The following is a 23,684-nucleotide window of genomic DNA, read 5'->3' as shown; positions in this document are numbered from 1 at the left end:
CAATTTTTATCGAATTTTAAAAAAATAAGCAATCAAATTACACAAATAGCATAATTTTGACGTTATATTTTGAAATCAATAATTTAAATAAGTTTAAATAGCTTTATGGAGAATAAAATAAAAGCATTTATGGACGAGGTTATTTCCAGAAATGGACATGAGCCAGAATTCATTCAAGCGGTGCAAGAAGTTGCAGAAACAGTTATACCATATATTGCAAGTCAAGACATATATAATGGTAAGAACATTCTTTTAAGAATGGTTGAGCCAGAGCGTTTAATTTCTTTTAGAGTTGCTTGGGTAGACGATGATGGTGAAATTCACGTTAACCGAGGTTATAGAATTCAAATGAATTCTGCTATTGGACCATATAAAGGTGGTTTACGTTTTCACCCTACCGTAAATGCAAGTATCTTAAAATTCTTGGCTTTTGAGCAAGTATTTAAGAACAGTCTTACAACATTGCCAATGGGTGGTGGTAAAGGTGGTTCTGATTTTGATCCTAAAGGAAAATCTGATGATGAGGTAATGCGTTTTTGCCATGCCTTCATGTTAGAATTAAATAGACATATTGGTCCAAATACAGATGTGCCTGCTGGTGATATTGGTGTTGGTGCTCGTGAAATAGGATTCCTTTTTGGTATGTACAAGAAGATTAGAAATGAGTTTACCGGTGTATTAACTGGTAAAGGACTTTCTTGGGGTGGTTCCAAAATTAGACCAGAAGCAACAGGTTATGGTACCGTATATTTTGCACAAAGTATGTTGAAGACCAAAAACGAAAGTTTTGATGGTAAGACGGTAGTAATTTCTGGATCAGGAAATGTTGCACAGTACGCTGCTGAAAAAGCAATTTTATTAGGTGCAAAAGTGGTAACACTTTCAGATTCTAGTGGTTACATCTACGACAAAGATGGTATCAATGATGAGAAGCTTGCTTTTGTAATGGACCTTAAGAATAATAGAAGAGGTCGTATTTCTGAATATGCAGATAAATATTCATCTGCAGAATTTCATAAAGGTAAAACTCCGTGGGATGTAAAATGTGATATTGCATTACCATGTGCTACTCAAAACGAATTGAATCAACAAGATGCTAAAAATCTATTGAAGAATGGTTGTATGTGTGTTGCAGAAGGCGCAAATATGCCTTGTAATACCGATGCTGTTCATGAATTCAATAACGCAAAAATATTGTTTGCACCTGGTAAAGCTTCAAACGCTGGTGGTGTAGCAACATCTGGATTGGAAATGTCTCAGAATTCATTAAGAATTAGCTGGACACGTGAAGAAGTAGATGAGCGTTTAAAAGATATTATGGAAGATATTCATGATTCTTGTATTGAATTCGGTAAAGAAGAAGATGGTTTCTGTAACTACGTAAAAGGAGCTAACATTGCTGGTTTTGTTAAGGTTGCAGACGCAATGCTTGCACAAGGGGTAATCTAGAAATTAGATTAGCTAAAGCACACAAATTTGTAATGCGAGGTTCTGTAGTAGAGCCTCGCATTTTTTTATACCTTTTCATTACCAAACTTCAATCAACTATCTTTGTTGAAACAGATGTTATAATATGCAGGTAACCACAAAGGCGATAGTATTTTCTGCACTAAAATATGGGGATACAAGCCTAATTGTAAAAGCCTTTACAGCATCTGACGGAATTAAATCTTATCTATTACGTGGTGTGTTGTCTTCTAAAAAAGGGAAATTGAAGACTGCTTATTTTCAGCCTTTAACTCAGCTAGAGATTGTAGCCAATCACAAAAACAAGGGTACTTTAGAAACACTGAAAGAAGCAAAGGTATTCTATCATTACCAAACATTATATGCAGATATGGCTAAAAACGCCATGACCCTGTTCTTGGCAGAGCTATTGAGCAATAGTATTCGTGAGGAGGAAATGAACGAAGATTTGTTTCATTTTCTAGAAGCATCATTACAATGGTTGGATATACACAAAGATGTTGCTAATTTTCATCTCTATTTTATGCTGTCATTGACACGGTATTTAGGTTTTTACCCAGATGTATATCAGATAGATAGGCCTTATTTTGATTTGTTAGAAGGTGAATTTGCTGCAGTGGAATCATTGAATCCTATGTTGAGAGGCGAAAATATTTATTATTTCAAGACCTTATTGGGCACAAATTTTGATGCAATGCATACCGTAAAGATGAAAAAAGCCAATCGCCAAGAATTACTAAAATCCCTAATACTTTATTTTGAATTGCATTTACAGGGGTTTAGGAAACCAAAGTCGCTTGCCGTTTTAAATGAAGTTTTCAATACATATGTATAAGTATTTATTTATAGCACTTTTTTTATGTTGTTGTCTTGGAAATGCTCAAGAAATTGTCGTTTTAGATGCCGATAATGGAGAAGAGATTTCTAATGTTGCCGTATACAATAAAGACAAATCTAAGATTGCATTATCAAATTTTGATGGGGTTTTTGATGCTTCTGTATTTATGGGCAAAGAGCGCATCACCTTAAAACATATTGGGTATCAAGAATTTAAAACCACAAAAATACAACTGTTAAGGCAAGGAAAAAGAGCTTACTTGATAATGAAGGCTCAACAATTAGATGAAGTGGTAATGTCGGTTTCTAAATGGGAACAGCAAAAGAGAGATATCCCAAACAGAATAATCTCTCTAGATGCCAGGTCTATCGCCTTTTCAACACCTCAGACTTCTGCAGATTTGCTTCAAAATAGTGGTAAGGTCTTTGTGCAAAAAAGTCAAATGGGCGGTGGTAGTCCAATGATACGTGGTTTTGCTACTAATAGGTTATTATTGTCGGTAGATGGAGTAAGAATGAACAATGCCATATTTAGAGGAGGTAATGTCCAAAATGTAATATCTATAGACCCTTTTACCATTAAAAATACAGAGGTCATATTTGGACCGGGTTCCGTTATTTATGGAAGCGATGCCATTGGAGGTGTGATGAATTTTTACACTAAAAAACCAATATTATCTGAGAATGATAGTCTCTTAGTGCATGGTAATGCCAATTATAGGTTTGCATCGGCAAACATGGAAAATACGCTTCATGCAGATATTAATTTAGGAAAAAAAACATGGTCTTCGCTAACTAGTGTGACCTATAATAATTTTCAAGATTTAAGAATGGGATCACACGGTCCAGATTCTTATTTAAGAAATACATACGTGCAAACTGTAAATGGTATTGATGAGTTGGTAGTAAATGATTCTCCTAAAAAGCAAGTGCCAACGGGGTATGATCAACTGAATTTAATGCAAAAATTTCTGTATAAGCCTAATGCGAAATGGGATTTAAACTTAGGGGCATATTATACTGAAACGTCAGACTATTCTAGATATGATAGGTTGATAAGGCCATCAAGCGATGGTTTGGGTTTGCGTTCAGCAGAATGGTACTATGGTCCTCAAAAATGGTTTATGGGTAATGCCCAAGTACAGAAAAAAGGAAACGGAAAAGTTTTTGATGGTTTAAAGTTAGGTTTAGCATATCAGCATTTTGAGGAAAGCAGAATTAATAGGGATTTTCAAGATGAGATAAGAAATTCTACAAAAGAAAAAGTAGATGCTGTAAACTTTAATATGGACTTTGAGAATAAGAAAATTGGAGATTTTAAGCTATATTATGGTACAGAGTATATTTATAACAAGGTAAGGTCTACAGGAAATGACTTTAATATTGTAACTGAGGAAAAAACAAATGCGGCTTCCAGATATCCAGATGGTTCAACTTGGCAAAGTTTGGCAGGTTATGTAAATGGGGAATACAAAGCAAAACCTAATTTCACGATTATGTCCGGCTTAAGGTATAGCCATGTTTGGGTAGATGCGGTATTTGATGATACTTTCTATGATTTTCCTTTTGAGACAGCAGATTTAAGTACCGGCGCATTAACTGGGAGTTTGGGCTTTAGCTGGTTTCCAAGAGCTAATCTGCAAGTCACTTTAAATGGATCTACAGGTTTTAGAGCACCTAACATAGATGATGTAGGTAAGATATTTGATTCTGAACCGGGATCAGTAGTAGTGCCAAATCCAGATTTGGAACCTGAATATGCTTATAATGCTGAAATTGGGGTTCAGCGTAATATTAATGATAAGATAATTTTAAAAGGAACGGCGTATTACACTTATTTGGTAGATGCTTTGGTGAGAAGAGATTTTAGTTATAACGGCATTTCTGAAATAGAGTATGGTGGTGAATTAAGTAATGTACAGGCAATTCAAAATGCGGCTAAAGCCTATGTCTATGGTTTTGAATTTGGATTGGAGGCTTATTTGACCGAGCAGTGGTCATTATCGTCTAACTTAACATTGACAGAGGGCGTTGAAGAGGAAGATGATGGGTCTGACACTCCTGCACGTCATGCGGCACCAACGTTTGGTGATTTTCATGTGGTATGGAAAAATCAACGTTTACGAACAGATGTATTCTTGAATTATAACGGAGAGATAGCAAACGAAGATTTGGCGGTATCAGAACAAGCTAAAGAATATATATATGCAGTAGATGAAAACGGTAATCCGTTTTCTCCATCTTGGTATACTTTAAATTTTCGTTCTCAATATGATGTTACCAATAATTTTAAGGTCACTACCAGTCTAGAAAATATAACCGATCAGCGGTATAGAACCTATTCATCTGGTATAGTGGCGCCAGGTATAAATATTATTCTTGGAGTAGGATATCATTTTTAAACAAAAAAAAGACCCGCTATTAACGGGTCTTTTAATATTATAAAAAATGGTTGTTAGTGTTTAACCGCATTTTTTACATCTTCAGCTTTTTGAGCAGCTTTGTCAGCTGCACTATTAGCAGCATCTTTTACATCGTTACCTGCATCTTTTACAGCGTCCATACCATCTTGACCCGCTTTCTTAGCAGCATCCATAGTATCTTCACCTGCTTTTTTAGCGGCATCCATACCTTCTTGACCAGCTTCTTTTACTGAGTCAGCAGCATCACCAGCAGCATCCATTGCTCCTTCGCCAGCTTCTTTAGCTGCATCCATTGCACCTTCGCCAGCTTCTTTTAAATCTTCACCAGCATTTTCCAATGCAGCTCCAGCCTCTTCCGTTGCAGATTTTGCTTTATCGGCTGCATCTCTACATGAAACTGACATACTAAGTGCTAAAATTGCTAGTGATCCTAAAATTACTTTTTTCATTTGTGTAAACTTATAATGGTTAATTGTTCGTGGTAATATACGTAGAAATTTAACTTTTGGATGTTTATGCCATTAAAAAAGCCATTAATACATGGCTTATAGGTATTTCAGTACACTCAATACACTCCTTTTTGATCAAAATTTTATAATTTTGCAGCCTTTTAAACCCAGTACTATAAGCATTTTGTATGAAGTTCACAGAATATCAAGGATTGAATTTACCAAAGGTCGCAGAAGAAATACTTGACTACTGGTCAAAGAATGCCATTTTTGAAAAAAGTATATCTACTCGTGAGGGTAAAGATAGTTATGTATTCTATGAAGGTCCGCCATCAGCAAATGGTATGCCGGGTATTCATCATGTAATGGCTAGAACCATTAAAGATATCTTTCCGCGGTACAAAACCATGAAGGGTTTTCAAGTAAAGCGTAAAGCAGGTTGGGATACTCATGGTCTTCCTATTGAATTGGGTGTTGAAAAAGAATTGGGTATTACCAAAGAGGATATCGGAGTTAAAATTTCGGTTGAAGAATATAATGCTGCTTGTAAAAAAGCGGTAATGAGGTATACCGATGTTTGGAATTCTATGACTGAACAAGTTGGGTATTGGGTAGATATGGAAGATCCATATATCACATACAAATCCAAATACATGGAGACGGTATGGTGGTTGCTAAAACAAATTTATTCTAAAGATTTAATTTATAAGGGATATACCATACAACCATATTCCCCAAAAGCTGGTACAGGATTAAGTTCTCATGAGTTAAATCAGCCAGGTACATACCAAGATGTTACAGATACTACGGTAACCGCTCAGTTTAAAGCGGTAGAAGAAACATTACCGGATTTCTTGCAGAATGAAGGCACCGTTTACTTTTTGGCTTGGACAACCACTCCTTGGACTTTACCGTCTAATACGGCATTGACCGTAGGTTCTAAAATTGATTATGTATTGGTTGAATCTTACAATCAGTACACTTTTGAGCCTATGAATGTAGTGCTTGCCAAGAATTTGGTAGGGAAACAATTCTCAGGTAAATTTAAAGAAGTATCTGAAAAATCAGATTTGTTAGAATATAAGTCTGGCGATAAAAAAATTCCTTTCTATGTTGTAAAGGAATTTAAAGGAAAAGATTTATTAGGGATTAGGTATGAGCAGTTAATGGATTATGTACTGCCCTATGAAAATGCAGAAAACGCTTTTAGAATAATTGCAGGTGATTTTGTAACTACAGAAGATGGTACAGGTATTGTTCATACCGCGCCAACTTTTGGTGCAGATGATGCTTTTGTTGCCAAGCAGGCAGTTCCAGAAATTCCGCCAATGTTGGTGTTAGATGAAAATGCAAATTTGGTTCCTTTGGTTGATTTGCAAGGAAAGTTCAGACCTGAGTTGAAAGAATTGGGAGGAAAGTATGTTAAGAATGAATACTATGATGATGGTGAAGCTCCAGAGCGTTCTATAGATGTTGAAATTGCCATTAAATTAAAAGAAGAGAATAAAGCTTTTAAGGTAGAGAAGTATGTGCACAGTTACCCTAACTGTTGGCGTACGGATAAACCAATATTATATTATCCGTTAGATTCTTGGTTCATTAAAGTGACGGATGTAAAGGATAAAATGTTTGAATTGAACCAAACCATAAACTGGAAACCAAAAGCAACTGGTGAAGGTAGATTTGGTAATTGGTTGGCAAACGCTAATGATTGGAACCTTTCTAGATCGCGTTATTGGGGTATTCCATTACCAATTTGGAGAACAGAAGACGGTAAAGAAGAAATTATCATTGGTTCTGTAGCCGAGCTAAAGTCAGAAATGGCTAAGGCAGTTGAAGCGGGGGTGTTGGAAAAAGATATTTATGCGGACTTCATTGTTGATGATATGTCTGATGAAAACTATGATAAAATAGATCTACATAAAAATATTGTTGATCAAATTACTTTAGTTTCGGCATCAGGAAAACCAATGAAACGTGAGAGTGACCTTATCGATGTTTGGTTCGATAGTGGTTCTATGCCTTACGCCCAATGGCATTATCCGTTTGAAAATAAAGAGCTGATAGATGAGGGTAAAACATTTCCTGCAGATTTCATAGCGGAAGGCGTTGATCAAACACGTGGTTGGTTCTATACCTTGCATGCAATTGCAACTATGGTCTTTGATTCTGTTGCATATAAAAATGTAGTTTCTAATGGACTCGTTTTAGATAAGGACGGTAAGAAAATGTCTAAACGTTTAGGCAATGCCGTTGACCCTTTTGAAACGATGAACGAGCATGGTGCTGATGCAACGCGTTGGTATATGATCAGCAATGCCAACCCTTGGGATAACCTAAAGTTTGATACTGAAGGTATAGCCGAGGTGAAACGTAAATTCTTTGGAACCTTATATAATACCTATTCATTTTTTGGTTTGTATGCTAACCTAGATGAGTTTACGTATTCAGAAGAAGATGTACCAATGGAACAGCGAACAGAAATTGATCGTTGGATTCTTTCTGAATTAAATTCACTGATAAAGGTTGTAGATAGTGCTTATGCCGAGTATGAGCCAACACGGGCTGCTAGGGCAATAGCAGAATTTGTTCAAGAGAACCTAAGTAACTGGTATGTTCGTTTATGTAGAAGGCGTTTCTGGAAAGGCGAGTATGCTACAGATAAAATTGCGGCTTATCAAACTCTTTACACTTGTTTAGATGTTGTAGCCAAACTCTCTGCGCCAATTGCACCGTTTTTTATGGACCGTTTATATTTAGATTTAAATAAAGCTACCGTAAAAAATGGTTTTGAAAGTGTGCATTTGGCAGATTTTCCTGTGGCAGATGAGTCTCTAATTGATGAAAGCTTAGAGGTGAAGATGCACAAAGCGCAAGTAATATCATCTTTGGTGTTATCCATTCGTCAGAAAGAGAAGATAAAAGTGCGTCAACCTTTGCAAAAAATTATGATTCCTGTGCTAGATAACAAGGATAAGGAAGAAATTGAAGCAGTTTCAGAATTAATTAAATCTGAAGTTAACGTTAAGGAAATTCAGTTGCTAGATGATGCATCTGGTATATTAGTAAAACGTATTAAGCCTAATTTCAAGACCTTAGGTCCAAAATTTGGTAAAGAAATGAAACAAATTGCTCAAGTTGTTAATGGTTTTGGTCAAAATGATATCCAAAAAATTGAGCAGGATGGCGAATTAACAATTGAATTAGAAAATAAAAGTATTACTTTACAGTTACAGGATGTAGAAATCTCTTCTCAGGATATAGAAGGTTGGATGGTAGCAACCTCTGGTAAATTAACTGTTGCTCTAGATGTAACAATTAATGAAGAGTTGAGAAATGAAGGAGTTGCAAGAGAGTTGGTGAACAGAATTCAAAATATTAGAAAAGATTCTGGTTTTGAAGTAACTGATAAAATTGCAATTGAAATATTGAAAGATGGTTTTGTTGAAGTTGCTGTAGAAAATAATGTAGATTATATTAAAGCAGAAACATTAACGGCTAAACTAAACTTTGTAGAAAAGTTGGAAAAAGGCATAGATATTGCTTTTGACGAGGTGAACACTAAATTGTTTATTGAAAAACATTAAAATATGGCAGAAGATTTAAAAGTAAGGTATTCTGACAAAGATTTGGCAGAATTCAAAGTATTGATCGAAGAAAAGATAGAAAAGGCTAAAAGCCATTTAGAGCTATTGAAAAGTGCTTATATGAACGATGGTAATAATGGTACCGATGATACGTCGCCTACCTTTAAAGCTTTTGAGGAGGGTTCAGAGACTATGAGCAAAGAAGCGAATACACAGTTGGCTATTAGGCAAGAAAAGTTTATTCGTGATCTTAAAAATGCCATGTTGCGTATAGAAAATAAAACCTTTGGCATATGCCGTGTAACAGGTAAGTTGATTAATAAAGAGCGATTAAAACTTGTACCACATGCTACTTTAAGCATTGAAGCTAAGAATATGCAATCATAATTTAAACGCCTTTAGGGGCGTTTTTTAATAGCCTTTATTTTGAGAGTTTCCCTATTATGTTTCATGTTTTTACTTTGTTTTGGGCTAAGTGCTCAGAAGAAGATGTATAGAAATATATTAGCAGGTCATATTAGTTTGATTCAGGTCGATGCTACTAATTGTTTTGTTGTTGAGGTGAATACAAGTAAAGGTGATGAAATTAGTATTGAAGCCGAGATGGAAGGTGAATATAGTAAAGATTTGGAATTAGAAGTTTCAACGAATGGATCCACGCTAATTGTTGACACGGGCTTTGCTCCTAATTTTAAAAATCCAAATGATAAATTAAGTGCCCACAAAGTAGTTTCCATCTTATTAAGATTAACCGTACCTTCTTATAAGAATTTAGATATCTATGGTACAAATGTCAGGGTGGTTTTAGATGGTAATTATAACGAACTACAAGTGTCCTTGGCTGATGGTACATGTGTACTGAACAGTGTTGTAGGTGATGCGGACATAAAAACTCAAAGTGGGAATATTAAAGTATATTCAACAGCGGCTGCTATTGATGCTACTAGTAAATACGGAGCGGTTTCTATCAACAGAATACCAGCAGGAAATTCATCTTTTAAACTACAAACCGTAACCGGAAATATAGATCTCTTTAAAACCGAATAATATTTATATTTTTGCGCTCATTGATGAAAGCCCATGAACATTAAAAAATCTGTACTATTTATTCTATTGATATTGATTATTGATCAATGGAGTAAGATTTATATAAAAACCCATTTTGTTTTGGGTGAATCTGTTGAAGTATTTAGCTGGTTTAAAATTCTATTTATTGAAAATGAAGGTGCTGCTTGGGGTGCAAAACTAAGTGATGTGTTGCCTATTTCAGATAATATAGGGAAGTTGGTACTTACCGTGTTTAGGTTGTTTGCCATTTTTGGTATTGGATATTGGCTTTTTGATGTCATTAAAAAGAAAGCATCAAATACTTTAATTTGGGCGGTTTCTCTAATATTTGCAGGAGCATTGGGTAATATTTTGGACTCCGTTTTTTACGGAGCTATTTTCAATGAAAGTTATAATGAGGTTGCAACGCTATTTTCCCATGAGCCTTACGGTAAGCTATTTTATGGTAAGGTAGTAGATATGTTATACTTTCCTATGGTAGATTCTACTTGGCCATCTTGGATGCCTATGGTAGGCGGTCAGAATTTTAGATTCTTCGAGCCTGTATTTAATATTGCGGATACGGCAATAAGCACAGGCGTTGGTATATTATTGGTTTTTAATAAAAGAGCTTTTAATAAAGAAGAAGAATTGTCAACAGAAGAAAATGAGGCACTTCAAAATCAAGAGATCTTAAAGGAGTAGACTTTATTTGGTGTAATACAATAGTCTAAAGGTATATCTGTAGCATCTACATCTTCGATATTGCTTTCGGCTTCAAAAAATGATAAACCAATTTTAATAACGTCATCTTTACATTCACTTAGAAAACGATCATAGTATCCTTTCCCATATCCTATTCTATTTCCTAGCTCGTCAAAAGCTAAAAGCGGAATAAAAACGACATCTAATTTATTTGGTGCTATAGTAATACCATCTACGGGTTCAGGTATGTTTAAGCTATTGGTAGTGAATTTGGTGTTATCGGTAAGAAGGTAATGTTCTAAAGTGGTATCCGTAATAATTTTAGGTACAATGACATTTTTGTCTAGACCTAAAAGTATTGAAATAATACCTTCTGTGTCTATCTCGACTTTTTGTACTATAGGTAAAAAAATATGAAAATATTGATTCTCCCAAATAGGTAATTTTAAGACAGAATTCGCAACTGCAATACTTTGTGAAGATACTTGAGCGGGTGTTAGGGAACTACGAAGTTTTAAATATGTTATGCGTAAATCTTTCTTCAACATAGTGAAGTGATTTTAACATATTGATATTTCAATTTATTCCTTACCTGCAACGGCAAAAAATACTTTAAAAAATAACATTAAAATAAGGTATGTTCCTAATGTGATGATATAACTATCCATAATCTAGAATTTGTAAATGAGCCAATAATTGTTGTTGTTGAGTTAAAAATAGGTAAAATAATTAACACAACATCTTTGAAATGCACTTTTTAATCGTTGAAATACACTTTTTTATAATAAAATTAACAATTTCATTCATATAACGAAACATGTATACTTTTAATTGCTTGTAAATCAAAGTTTTAAATATTTAGGTGTTTTTTAAATTATTAATAATACAATATGAGCACCTATGTATTGTCTAGATAAAAATTTGTAAGACGATAAAATATCATATTCATAATTTATGATTAAGGGTTATCTATAGAATTATCCATGAAGACATATTTTAAAATGGCATTAATAGACTAATTTAGTAGTATTAAATTATGACAGAAATTCCTATAAAAATACAGTTGAGTGCATTGCCTTCGAGTCCGGGGGTATATCAGTTCTATGACAGCAATGACGGTATATTATATGTAGGTAAGGCGAAGAATTTAAAAAAACGGGTTTCATCATATTTCAATAAAAATCATGAATATGGCAAAACGAGGGTTTTGGTTAAAAAGATACGTTCTATAAAACATATAGTAGTGCCAACGGAGTCAGATGCGCTGTTGTTAGAGAATAATTTGATAAAGGAGTTAAGGCCTCGGTATAACGTATTGTTGAAAGATGATAAAACCTATCCTTGGTTATGCCTTAAAAATGAAAGGTTCCCAAGATTATTTCCAACCAGGAGAGTAATCAAAGATGGGTCAGAATATTTTGGTCCGTACACTAGTATGAAAACGGTACGGGTACTGTTAGATTTAATCAAGAGTGTTTATCCGTTAAGAACCTGTAATTATGATTTGTCTGCAGAGAAAATTAAAGCAGGAAAATATAAAGTGTGCTTAGAATACCATTTGGGTAATTGTAAAGGACCATGTGAGGGGTATCAATCTATAACGGAGTATGACAGGCAAATAGATGATATACGTGAAATTGTAAAGGGTAATTTTAAATCTTCAATAACTTATTTCAAAAGTCAAATGAAAGCATTGGCGGAAGAAATGAAGTTTGAAGAAGCTCAAGAGATAAAGGACAAGATAGATGTTCTAGAGAATTATCAGGTGAAATCAACTATTGTTAATCCTAAAATTAGCAACGTTGATGTGTTTAGTATAATATCCGATAATGCTTTTGCTTATGTGAATTTTCTTCAGTTGTCACATGGATCTATAATAAGGTCACACACAATGGAGATTAAGAAAAAGCTTGAAGAGAAAGATGAAGATTTGCTTGAGTTGGCTATTGTGGAAATTAGAGATCGATTTAAATCAGATTCTAAAGAGCTTTATGTGCCTTTTGATATTGCCGTTTCGCCTGGTTTGAAAGTTACGGTACCGAAATTGGGCGATAAAAAGCGGATTCTAGACTTGTCTGAGCGTAATGCAAAATTCTTTAGGCAAGAACGTTTTAATCAAATTAAGATTATTGACCCTGATCGCCATACGAATAGGATAATGGCGCAAATGAAAAAAGATATTCGTTTATCTGCTGAGCCTAGACATATAGAATGTTTTGATAACAGTAATATTCAGGGGAGTAATCCTGTAGCAGCATGTGTAGTGTTTAGGGACGGTAAGCCATCAAAAAAAGAGTATAGACATTATAATATAAAAACAGTTACGGGTCCAGATGATTTTGCGTCAATGGAAGAAGTGGTGTACCGTAGGTATAAAAGACTGCAAGAAGAACTGCAGCCATTACCACAGTTAATTGTAATTGATGGTGGTAAAGGTCAGTTATCATCGGCTTTAAAAAGTTTAGATCTATTAGGGTTGAGAGGTAAAATTGCTATTATTGGTATAGCAAAAAGATTAGAGGAAATTTATTTTCCAGAAGACCCAATACCGTTATATTTAGATAAGAAGTCCGAGAGTCTTAAAATAATTCAATATTTAAGAAATGAAGCCCATAGATTTGGTATTACATTTCACAGAAACAAAAGAAGTAAAGGAGCAATTAATTCTGAATTGGAAGGTATTGATGGTGTTGGTGAAAAAACGGCGCAACAATTATTGAAGAAATTTAAATCGGTTAAACGCATAAAAGAAGCTACTGTAGAAAGTCTAAGTGAAGAAGTAGGTGTTTCAAAAGCAAAGAAGATATATGAATCTTTTCGTAAAGAATAATTTTAGTAAAATACCAATGGTATTTTCGGTACTCTTATTAAGTGCCGGTTCTTTGGTTGCTCAAAATAAAGAGGAACAGAAAAAACCTAAAATTGGCTTAGTATTAAGCGGTGGTGGTGCAAAAGGAATGGCGCATATAGGTGCGTTAAAAGTTATTGAAGAGGCTGGTGTTGAGATAGATTATATTGGTGGTTCAAGTATGGGGGCTATAGTTGGGGCAATGTATGCGGCTGGTTACACGGCCAATGAATTGGATTCTTTGTTCAAAGCAACTAATATAGGGTCATTGATTCAGGACAATTTACCCAGAAGTGCCAAAACTTTTTATGAAAAAGAAGATTCTGAGCGTTATGCATTGACATTGCCATTCAAGAATTTTAAGGTGACAGTGCCTCCTGCAATTTCTGGAGGTCAAAATATATATAATGAATTTGTAAGACTGTTGTATCATGTTAAGGATATTGATGATTTTAATGCGCTGCCAACGCCGTTTGTGTGTATTGCGACTGATATTGAAACAGGTAAACAAGTGATTTTAGATTCAGGCTACTTGCCAGAAGCTATTTTGGCAAGCGGAACCTTGCCGTCCCTTTTTGAGCCTACGGTAATTAACGATAAAGTATTAATTGATGGCGGGGTGGTCAATAATTACCCAATAGATGAAGTTAGGGCAATGGGAGCTGATATAATTATTGGTGTAGATGTTCAGCACGATTTGTCTGATCGCGATGCGTTGTTGTCTGCGACAGAAATTTTGTTGCAGATTAATAATTATAGAACCGTTGCTGATATGGAAGTAAAGTCTAAAAAGACAGATATCTATATAAAACCGAATATTGAAGAATATTCAGTAATAGATTTCAATAGACTGGGAGAGATTGTTAAAACGGGCGAAGATGCTGCAAATTTAAAAATAGAGGAACTTAAAGAATTGACAACGGGTTATAGAAAAAATGAAAATACAATATCCGTAATAGAAGCAGATGAGCAGTTGACTGTTAATAGGTTGTTAATAGATGGTAATACCGATCATACTAGGGGGTATGTAAAAGGTAAGTTGAGGTTTAGTCTTGACGAACCTATTAATTTTAAGAAGCTACAGCAAGGTATCAGTAATTTATCTGCTACAGGTAATTTTAGGACAATCAAGTACAAGTTGTTAAATAACATGAATGGAGGTGAAGACTTAATTTTACCGCTTAATGAAACTAAAAACACATCTTTTTTGCGATTAGGCGCTCATTTTGATGATTTATATAAAAGTGCAGCGCTTATAAATATTACAAAAAAGAGAATATTGTCAAAAGATGATGTAGCCTCTTTTGATTTTATATTAGGTGATAACTTAAGGTATAATTTTGAGTATTATGTTGATAAAGGTACCTATTGGAGTTTTGGGATCAATTCTAGATTCAATGATTTTGAGCAAGAGATTGATTTTGATTTAATAGAAGGAAATTTTGAAGTAGGTACAGGAACAGCACTTAATAGGATTAATTTAAATGTATCTGACTTTACGCATCAACTTTATATACAGACGGTAGTAAAGGAAGAGTTTGCATTTACCGTTGGGGCTGAGTTTAAGCATTTACAATATAGTACAAGAACATTTGGTGACACTCCAGGTGTTATTACGCCAGGCACTACATCTAGCAATGGTAGAACATATTTTGAGAGAAGTAACTTTATAAGTACGTATGCTTCACTAAAATTAGATACCTACGATGATAAATATTTCCCTTCTAGAGGCTTATATTTTAATGGAGACATGCATTACTATATTCTGTCATCTGACTTCAATGACAATTTTAAAGATTTTTCTGTTTCAAAGGCTCGGTTGGGTATGGCGGTGCCAATAATCAATAAGTTATCTATAAATGTAGAAACAGAAGGAGGATTTAAATTAGGGACATCAAATGTAACATCGTTCGATTTTCTTCTTGGAGGTTATGGTACGGACTTTATTAACAATTTTGTGCCATTTGTAGGGTATGATTTTATTAGTTTACCGGGTAATAGTTTTGTAAAAGCCTATGCTAGATTGGATTATGAAATTTTTAAAAAAAACCATTTACTGTTTAGTGCAAATTTTGCTAATGTGGATGATGATCTTTTTAGAACAGGAGACTGGTTTAAAGCGCCAACATATTCAGGCTATGGAATAGGGTGCGGTTGGGAGTCGTTTTTGGGTCCTATAAACCTTATGTATTCTTGGACACCAGAAATAGATAAGTCTCAATTTTTTGTAAGTATAGGCTATTGGTTCTAATGTTGTCTTACTTGAGATAAGTTTTTAAAAAAGACTATTATCTTCCTTGATTTCTTAATAATTTCCCAATTATTAATTCTAAGTGTGAATAACTGTTAAGGTTATCATTAAAGTAAGTTAAACCGTACTGTGGGTAGAATAATGTGCCTTAAATTTACATCAGCTAAGGGGTGGTTCCCTTACAACTTTAAGTAGTGGTTTTTCATAATTTAAAGTTTGGTTGGTTATTTAGGAAAAGCCCAGTTTTTAAGCTGGGCTTTTTTTATACAACAATACTTTGGAATAAATTTTGTTTAAGATATTGTAATGAAAGTAATCGATAACTATCTATTACTATTTTTACATTAAACTAAGGACTATGAAAAAAATATTCTTACTTACCCTTATCTTAACATATTTTGGTGTCCAAGGTCAAAGTTCTCATTCTGCCTTTAAGACAGGGGAATGGTTAAAGTTTAGAATGCATTATGGATTCTTAAACGCAAGTTTTGCGACCCTGCAGGTAAATTCAACCACACTAGATGATAAACCTGTATATCATGTTGTTGGGCATGGGGAAACTACTGGTGTAGCTAGTTGGTTTTTTAAAGTAGATGATACTTATGAAAGTTATTTTGATAAGAAAGATGGTAAGCCATATAAGTTTGTTCGTAAAATTAATGAAGGTGGTTATACCAAAGATGTAGAGATAAACTTTGACCATAATGCGTCTAATGCAGAACTTAATGATAAGAAAAACAAGAAAAAGCTTAATTTTACATTAGAGAACAATATACAGGATTTAATATCCGCTTTTTATTTTTTAAGGAATAACTATAAAACAGAAGACCTTGAGGTAGGAAAAGCGATTACCCTGAAAATGCTTTATGACGATGATGGTATATTTAACTTTAAACTTAAGTATTTAGGTTTAGAGGTTTTAAATACAAAATATGGTAAAGTAGAATGCTTAAAATTTAGACCTCTAGTTCAATCTGGGCGTGTATTTAAAGAGCAAGAAAGTTTATCGTTATGGGTTTCAAACGATGATAATCGAATTCCTATAAGAATTAAAGCAGATTTAGCCGTAGGTGCTATAAAAGCAGATATTGATGGGTATAATGGTCTTAAGCATCAGTTTAAAATTATAATGGACTAGACCCTAAATGGAAGATAAAGAGAAGATCAAATCCCAAATCTCTAAATTAGAAGAAAAGTACAAAGATTCAGGGCAAGATCTTAGCTCTTATTTAGATGGGCTGTTGCACCAACGTTATCTTACTTATTGGGACTATATTCATCTAGATACATTATTAAGTCTACAAGTACCAAGAACGCATTTTCCAGATGAAGAGATTTTCATCATGTATCATCAAATTACCGAGCTTTATTTTAAGTTGATTTTGCATGAGCAAAAACAATTGGTAGATGATAAAAGCGACAACTTAGATTTTTTTGTTGAAAAAGTTAGAAGGGTCAATAGCTATTATAAAGTTCTAATATCTTCATTCAGTGTAATGATAAAAGGTATGGAGCGTGAGCAGTTTTTACAGTATCGTATGGCATTGTTGCCTGCAAGTGGTTTTCAATCTGCACAATTTAGAATGATTGAGCTGTATGCTACACCTTTAGAAAATTTGGTTCATGTTTCAGAAAGAGCTCAATTTTCATCAGAAACTACTATAGAAGAATTATATGAACATATCTATTGGAAAAAAGGGGCTACGGATATAGAAACTGGAGAAAAAACCTTGACCTTAAAACAGTTTGAGTATCGTTATACGCCTAGACTAATAAGAATAGCAAAACAGGTAGAGAATTCCACAATATATCATAAATACTTAAGTTTACCCAAAGAACAGAGAGAGGACAAAGCTCTGGTGGAAGGGTTAAAGACATTGGATGTAAATGCCAATATAAATTGGCAGTTAATGCACATGGGATCGGCTCATAGATATTTAAGAAAAGACACAGGGGATATTGATGCAACGGGTGGTACCAATTGGAAAGAGTATTTGCCGCCTAGTTTTCAAAAAATCGTTTTTTTTCCAGGATTATATACAGAACAAGAATTAAATAATTGGGGTAAACAATGGGTAGACCATATGCTGAACCCAGATAAATCAAGAGTAGAATAATGCAGAAGTATTGGGGGGTATTATTGGCATTAACAGTAATTGCATCATGCAAAGACGCCGATAATGAGAAGAAAGATATAGCTCAAGATGTAAAGGTCATAGAAGTACCAGAGGTCAATGAGAGATTTGGTTTCAATTTAGATGAATTCAATGTTAAATTTGATACTGTTAGGTATGGAGATAGCTTTGGTGAGTTAATGCAGGATAACAAAGTAGCTTATCCAAAAGTACTGGAGGTTTCAGAGAATTTTAGAGATAGTTTTGATGTACGTAAAATTCGCGTAGGTAAGCCATATACAATTTTACAGTCTAGAGATACTACGGCGCAAGCTCAGGTATTTATTTATGAGAACGATCCAATAAATTATACGGTAGTAGATTTACGAGATAGTGTAAAGGTGTATAAAAATAAAAACAAGGTTAAGTTTGTTCAAAGAGAGGTTTCCGGGGTTATAGAATCTAGTTTGTCTGAAGCCATATTAGATCAAGGCGTAGATTATAATGTTACGCACAATTTAGCAAACGTATATGCTTGGACTATTGATTTTTCTAGATTGCAAAAGAACGATAAGTTCAAGATTGTCTATAATGAGAGATTTATAAACGATACGGTGTATGCCGGTGCAGAGCCAATTGAAGCCGCATATTTTGAGCATAATGGTAAACCTATTTATGCTTTTGCTTATGAAAACGATTCGTTAAGAAGTTTGGTTGATTATTTCGATGAAAATGCAAACAACCTAAGGAGAACTTTTTTAAGAATGCCGGTAGAGTACGGTAGGTTATCATCTAGATATAATCTTAAAAGAAGAATTAAGTATTATGGTTACAAATTGCGCCCACATAAGGGTACGGATTATGCCGCACCTATAGGAACACCAATTATGGCCACTGCAGATGGTACTGTCGTAGAATCAACAAGAAGAGGTGGTAACGGTAAATATGTAAAGATTAGACATAACGGAACGTATTCTACCCAGTATCTTCATATGAAAGCCCAAAAAGTTAAAAAGGGAGAATTTGTGCGTCAAGGAGACGTAATTGGTTGGATCGGTATGACGGGAAATACAGGAGGACCACATGTATGTTATCGTTTCTGGAAAAATGGTAGGCAGGTTGATCCTTTAAAAGAAGAATTACCACAAGCAGAACCTTTGCATGATTCGTTAAAAGAAGAATATTTCGCATATATTTCAACATATAAAGAACAGTTGGATTGTATTATATATCCAAAAGTTTTAATTGAAGAAGAAGACGAGGATTTACTAACACTTAATCAAGAAAATGGCACTAAATAAAATAAACCCACAGCAAACTGATATTTGGAATAAACTAACGGCACATTATGAAGAAACTAAAGGTGAGCATTTAAGAAGTTTGTTTTCTTCGGATGCAAAAAGAGCTGAAAAGTTTACGCTACAGTGGAATGATTTCTTGTTTGATTATTCAAAGAACAGAATCTCTGAAGAGACCATGCAAATGTTGTTCAAGTTAGCGGATGAGGTAAATTTAAAAGGTGCTATCAAAGATTATTTTGGTGGAGATTTAATTAACGAGACGGAAGGTAGAGCAGTACTTCATACTGCATTACGTGCTAAAAAAGATGATGTGGTTTTGGTTGATGGCGAAAATGTAATGCCAGAAATCTATGAAGTAAAAGAGCATATCAAAGAATTTACGGATTCGGTAATCAACGGAGATTTAAAAGGATATACGGGTAAAGCCTTTACAGATGTAGTTAACATAGGTATTGGTGGTTCAGATTTAGGACCGGCAATGGTGACCGAAGCTTTAAAATTTTTTAAGAATCATTTATCTATTCATTTTGTTAGTAATGTAGATGGTGATCATGTTCATGAAGTTTTAAAGACATTAGATCCTGAGACAACGCTGTTTGTGGTAGTTTCTAAAACCTTTACAACTCAAGAAACGTTGAGTAATGCCACTACTATTAAGAAGTGGTTTTTAAATCATGGAACGCAGCAAGATATTGCAAAGCATTTTGCCGCAGTATCTACGAATAGTGAGAAGATTGCTGAATTTGGTATTGATGCTGCAAACGTTTTCCCAATGTGGGATTGGGTAGGTGGTAGATTCTCATTATGGAGCGCAGTAGGTTTAACTATTGCCTTGGCTGTTGGTTATGAAAATTTCGATGCTTTGTTGGAAGGAGCCAATGAAACGGACGTCCATTTTAAGGAAACTGATTTTTCAGAGAACATACCTGTAATAATGGCTTTGGTTAGTGTTTGGTATAATAATTTTTATGGTGCAGAAACAGAAGCCATTATTCCTTATGCACAGTATTTAAGTAGATTCTCTGCTTATTTACAACAAGGTATCATGGAGAGTAATGGTAAGAGCGTAGATAGGGCTGGCAATACAGTTGGTTATGAAACAGGTACTATTATTTGGGGAGAACCGGGTACCAATTCTCAGCATGCTTTTTTTCAATTAATACATCAAGGTACTAAGTTGATACCTACAGATTTTATTGGTTTTAAACATTCCTTGCATGGAGATAAAGATCATCATGATAAGTTGATGGCAAATTATTTTGCCCAAACAGAGGCTTTAATGAATGGTAAAACCAAAGAAGAAGTTGTTAAAGAATTAAAAGAAAAAGATTTATCTGAAGCGGAAATTGATAAGCTTGCGCCGTTCAAGGTTTTTGCGGGTAATAAGCCTACAAATACTATTTTAATTGATAAACTTGCGCCAAAAAGCCTTGGCTCATTGATTGCATTGTACGAGCACAAAATATTTGTACAAGGTATAGTTTGGAATATCTTTAGTTATGACCAATGGGGTGTAGAACTTGGTAAACAGTTGGCCGGTACTATTCTTAACGATATTAAAAATTCAGATATTTCTGATCACGACAGTTCTACATTGCGACTTTTACAATATTTTAAGAAATAATTTTTAATACGATAAAGATTCTTTTAAAAGGATAACTATTTCATTTTCAAGTAAATTATGTAAACTTTTTGGGTATTTTTGAAGAGCTGATTTAACGTTGTCTTAACGTTGGAGGTTTTAAAATATAGGACTTTTGCAGCAAGTTAAAATAACTAACAAATACTCGAAGAAAATGAAAAAAATGTATTTTGCATTAGCGGCATTTTTAATGACCGTAACTGCTTTTTCACAAGGACCAATAACTGGTACTGTATTAGATGGCGACTCAAATAGTCCGTTACCAGGTGCTACGGTAATAGTAAAAGGAACAACAAATGGAACATCAACTGATTTTGATGGAAATTTTACAATTAATGCAAGTGCTGACTCAGGAACTTTAGTAGTTTCTTACATCGGTTTTAATTCAAAACAAATAGCTTTCACCTCAACTGGTAGTATTGGTTCAATAGTATTGGAACCTAATGCAGAGGAATTAGAAGGTGTTGTTGTAACTGGAGTTATTGATATAGCTAAGGATAGAGAAACGCCTGTTGCTGTTTCAACTATTAGAGCTGCTGAAATACAAGAAAAATTAGGGTCTCAGGAATTTCCTGAAATATTAAAATCTACCCCTTCAATTTATGTTACTAAGCAAGGTGGTGGTTTTGGAGATGCACGTATTAATATTCGTGGTTTTGATACTAACAACTCTGCAGTAATGGTTAATGGTGTGCCAGTTAATGACATGGAAAACGGAGCTATTTTTTGGAGTAATTGGGCTGGTTTAAGTGATGTTACTTCTGCTATTCAAGTTCAGAGAGGTCTTGGGTCGTCAAAATTGGCTACATCTTCAGTCGGTGGTACTATTAACGTTGTTACTAAAACTTCTGATCAAAGAGAAGGTGGGTCGGTTTCAACTAGTTTGGGCAATGCAAATTATTTAAAAACAGTAGTGTCTTACAACACAGGATTAATGGACAACGGTCTTTCTGCATCTGTATTATTAGGTAGAACTGCGGGTGATGGTTATGTAGATGGTACAGAGTTTGAAGGTTTTAATTATTTTATTGGTTTAGGGTATAAGCCTAACGAAAAACATGACTTACAATTTATTGTAACGGGTGCGCCTCAACAACACAACCAAAGAAGTTTTGCCCCAAGTTTAAATAGTTATTTACAATTTGGAAGTAATGGAACGGATCCGAACATTAAGTATAATAGCGATTGGGGAATTAGAAATGGTAAGGAAGATACATTCGGAGGCAATTTCTATCACAAACCTGTAATTTCTTTAAACTGGGACTATGCTATTTCTGATAAATCCAAATTTTCAGCAATTGCTTATGCTTCCTTTGGTCGTGGTGGTTCTATTGGTTCTATTGGTAGAATTAATGGAAACCAATCATTCTCTTCTACTTTTCAAACTGCTGACGGTACTATTCGTTTTGATGATATTGTAAGTTACAATGGAGGTCAAAGTGTACCTGATTTTGGAACACAAAGAGAAACTTATACATCTGGCGGGCAGTTGTCTAACCAAGGGCTTTATGTAAATGGAGGTAACAGTTCTTTTGGTTTTGAAGATGATAGTGCTTTCGTTAACGGAGGTGAGAATGGTATTTCTCAAAGATCTTCTGTAAATTCTCATAACTGGTATGGTACTATTTTAAACTTTCATAATGAAGTAAATAGTGAGTGGAGTTTTGATGTTGGGGTAGATGCTAGAAGCTATAAAGGTTATCACTATAGAAGATTAGTAGATTTACTTGGGGCTGATGCTTATGTTGATAATGATAATATAAACAATACATTCCGTACGGTAACTGAAACATATGCACCAACTGCAGGTAATGCATTTAATGTATTTAGTAATATCGATGACGAAGAGAAAATCGACTATTACAATATTGGTTATGTACGTTGGTTAGGTGCTTTTGGTCAATTGGAATATAAAGCGGATAAAATATCTGCCTTTTTACAAGGGGCTTTTTCTAATCAAGGTTTTCAAAGAGAAGATTTATTCAATTATTTAGATTCTGATCCAGAACAAAAAACAGATTGGGTAAACCAAACTGGAGGTAATGTAAAGACTGGTATTAATTACAATATCAACGAAAAGCACAATGTTTTTGCAAACGCAGGTTATTATGTGAAACAACCGTTGTTTGATGCTGTCTTCTTAAATTTTGTTAATGATATTAACCCAGATTTGGAGAATGAGAAAATTTTAGGTTTCGAATTAGGTTATGGGTATAGATCTTCTGCCTTTAGTGCAAATGTTAATCTATATAGAACAAGTTGGAAAGATAGATTCCTGAGCGACGGTATAACAGTTAGTGATATTGATGGAAATATTTTGTTTCAAGGAACAGCAAACTATTCTGGTATAGAACAATTACATACAGGTCTTGAAATTGATTTTATGGCAAAAGCTACACCTATATTATCGTTTAATGGTATGGTTTCGGTTGGTAACTGGGAATATACAGGAAACCCTACTGGTACAGTATTAGATGATGGTCGTAATGTACTAGGTACTGCAGAGTTGATTCTTGATGGTGTTAAAGTAGGTGATGCTGCTCAATTCACAGCAAGAATTGGAGCAGAATTGGAGCCTGTGGAAAGATTAAAGTTTGATGCTAGTTATTACAGAGCTGATAATCTTTACGCAGATTTTGATGTATTATCTTTTCAAGATAACGATTTAGATGGAATTGCTGATAATGATGGTTTTCTTCTTGAATTACCTGGTTATGATTTAGTTGATGCTGGTGTATCTTATAAAATGTTAGTAGGTAAGGATGATGATAAGTCGATTAGTTTAAGACTTAATATAAACAATGTTTTAGATGAGACTTATATTTCAGAATCAGAAACAAATGTTAGTCCTGATGCTGATCCATTAAACAACTATAACGGTATAAATTCTGGTAACCGTGTATACTTTGGTTTTGGTAGAACTTGGAACTTTACACTTAATTACAGATTCTAAACCTAGAGTAGTATAAACATTAAACCCTGACTTTACAGTCAGGGTTTTTTTATGCTCAAA

At 34.3% G+C, this 23,684-nt stretch carries 16 protein-coding genes; 14 read left to right on the top strand and 2 right to left on the bottom strand.

Annotated elements, in window-relative coordinates:
• Nucleotides 1–105: 105 nt before the first annotated feature.
• From gdhA to P177_RS18745, 3 genes are all read left to right on the top strand, one after another.
• The gene (gdhA, locus tag P177_RS18755; protein WP_036157290.1) at nucleotides 106–1,449 is read left to right on the top strand and encodes an NADP-specific glutamate dehydrogenase; all 1,344 of its coding nucleotides are present in this window, start codon (nucleotides 106–108) and stop codon (nucleotides 1,447–1,449) included.
• Between the two features lie 124 nt (nucleotides 1,450–1,573).
• Complete coding sequence (recO, locus tag P177_RS18750; RefSeq protein WP_036157288.1) at nucleotides 1,574–2,302, top strand: DNA repair protein RecO; 729 nt, start codon at nucleotides 1,574–1,576, stop codon at nucleotides 2,300–2,302.
• A complete protein-coding gene (locus P177_RS18745) occupies nucleotides 2,295–4,706 on the top strand; it encodes a TonB-dependent receptor plug domain-containing protein (protein WP_051941918.1) in 2,412 nt (803 codons plus the stop codon). The genes recO and P177_RS18745 overlap by 8 nt, the downstream gene beginning before the upstream one ends.
• A gap of 53 nt (nucleotides 4,707–4,759) precedes the next feature.
• On the opposite strand, the gene P177_RS18740 is transcribed toward P177_RS18745, so the two are convergent.
• Nucleotides 4,760–5,176, bottom strand: coding sequence for a hypothetical protein (locus P177_RS18740; RefSeq protein WP_036157284.1), 417 nt, complete (start codon nucleotides 5,174–5,176; stop codon nucleotides 4,760–4,762).
• A 188-nt stretch (nucleotides 5,177–5,364) separates the two neighbouring features.
• Here P177_RS18740 and ileS point away from each other — a divergent pair, with 188 nt between their 5' ends.
• From ileS to P177_RS18720, 4 genes are all read left to right on the top strand, one after another.
• Nucleotides 5,365–8,763, top strand: coding sequence for an isoleucine--tRNA ligase (gene ileS, locus P177_RS18735; protein ID WP_036157283.1), 3,399 nt, complete (start codon nucleotides 5,365–5,367; stop codon nucleotides 8,761–8,763).
• A 3-nt stretch (nucleotides 8,764–8,766) separates the two neighbouring features.
• Nucleotides 8,767–9,150 carry a TraR/DksA family transcriptional regulator gene (locus tag P177_RS18730; RefSeq protein ID WP_036157281.1) on the top strand — a complete coding sequence of 128 codons (384 nt, stop codon included), beginning with the start codon at nucleotides 8,767–8,769 and terminating at the stop codon, nucleotides 9,148–9,150.
• A 102-nt stretch (nucleotides 9,151–9,252) separates the two neighbouring features.
• A complete protein-coding gene (locus P177_RS18725) occupies nucleotides 9,253–9,810 on the top strand; it encodes a DUF4097 family beta strand repeat-containing protein (RefSeq protein WP_051941917.1) in 558 nt (185 codons plus the stop codon).
• Between the two features lie 33 nt (nucleotides 9,811–9,843).
• Entirely contained in the window at nucleotides 9,844–10,515 is a 672-nt protein-coding gene (locus P177_RS18720) for a lipoprotein signal peptidase (protein ID WP_036157277.1), read from the top strand.
• Here the strand turns inward: P177_RS18720 and P177_RS18715 are convergent.
• Nucleotides 10,494–11,063 (bottom strand): 5-formyltetrahydrofolate cyclo-ligase, encoded by a 570-nt coding sequence (locus tag P177_RS18715; RefSeq protein WP_036157275.1) that lies wholly within the window; start codon nucleotides 11,061–11,063, stop codon nucleotides 10,494–10,496. The genes P177_RS18720 and P177_RS18715 overlap by 22 nt on opposite strands.
• Before the next feature lie 488 nt (nucleotides 11,064–11,551).
• Between P177_RS18715 and uvrC the strand changes: the two genes are divergently transcribed.
• From uvrC to P177_RS18680, 7 genes are all read left to right on the top strand, one after another.
• Nucleotides 11,552–13,345, top strand: a complete 1,794-nt coding sequence (uvrC, locus tag P177_RS18710) for an excinuclease ABC subunit UvrC (protein WP_036157272.1) — start codon at nucleotides 11,552–11,554, stop codon at nucleotides 13,343–13,345.
• Nucleotides 13,323–15,614 (top strand): patatin-like phospholipase family protein, encoded by a 2,292-nt coding sequence (locus P177_RS18705; RefSeq protein ID WP_051941916.1) that lies wholly within the window; start codon nucleotides 13,323–13,325, stop codon nucleotides 15,612–15,614. The genes uvrC and P177_RS18705 overlap by 23 nt, the downstream gene beginning before the upstream one ends.
• Before the next feature lie 358 nt (nucleotides 15,615–15,972).
• Nucleotides 15,973–16,752, top strand: coding sequence for a DUF3108 domain-containing protein (locus P177_RS18700; RefSeq protein WP_036157270.1), 780 nt, complete (start codon nucleotides 15,973–15,975; stop codon nucleotides 16,750–16,752).
• A 7-nt stretch (nucleotides 16,753–16,759) separates the two neighbouring features.
• Nucleotides 16,760–17,731: a tryptophan 2,3-dioxygenase family protein gene (locus P177_RS18695; RefSeq protein ID WP_036157269.1), complete on the top strand. Its 972-nt coding sequence runs from the start codon at nucleotides 16,760–16,762 to the stop codon at nucleotides 17,729–17,731.
• Complete coding sequence (locus P177_RS18690) at nucleotides 17,731–19,029, top strand: M23 family metallopeptidase (protein ID WP_036157267.1); 1,299 nt, start codon at nucleotides 17,731–17,733, stop codon at nucleotides 19,027–19,029. The genes P177_RS18695 and P177_RS18690 overlap by 1 nt, the downstream gene beginning before the upstream one ends.
• Nucleotides 19,016–20,653, top strand: a complete 1,638-nt coding sequence (pgi, locus tag P177_RS18685) for a glucose-6-phosphate isomerase (RefSeq protein ID WP_036157265.1) — start codon at nucleotides 19,016–19,018, stop codon at nucleotides 20,651–20,653. Before P177_RS18690 ends, pgi begins: the two co-directional genes overlap by 14 nt.
• A 172-nt stretch (nucleotides 20,654–20,825) precedes the next feature.
• On the top strand, nucleotides 20,826–23,624 hold the full coding sequence (locus tag P177_RS18680; protein WP_036157263.1) for a TonB-dependent receptor: 2,799 nt from the start codon (nucleotides 20,826–20,828) through the stop codon (nucleotides 23,622–23,624).
• Nucleotides 23,625–23,684: the final 60 nt, after the last annotated feature.

Origin of the sequence: Maribacter forsetii DSM 18668 (assembly GCF_000744105.1) — a bacterium.
Classification (GTDB): domain Bacteria; phylum Bacteroidota; class Bacteroidia; order Flavobacteriales; family Flavobacteriaceae; genus Maribacter; species Maribacter forsetii.
The sequence above is the reverse complement of the archived record's forward strand: the minus strand, read 5'-3'. Positions and strand labels throughout refer to the sequence as shown.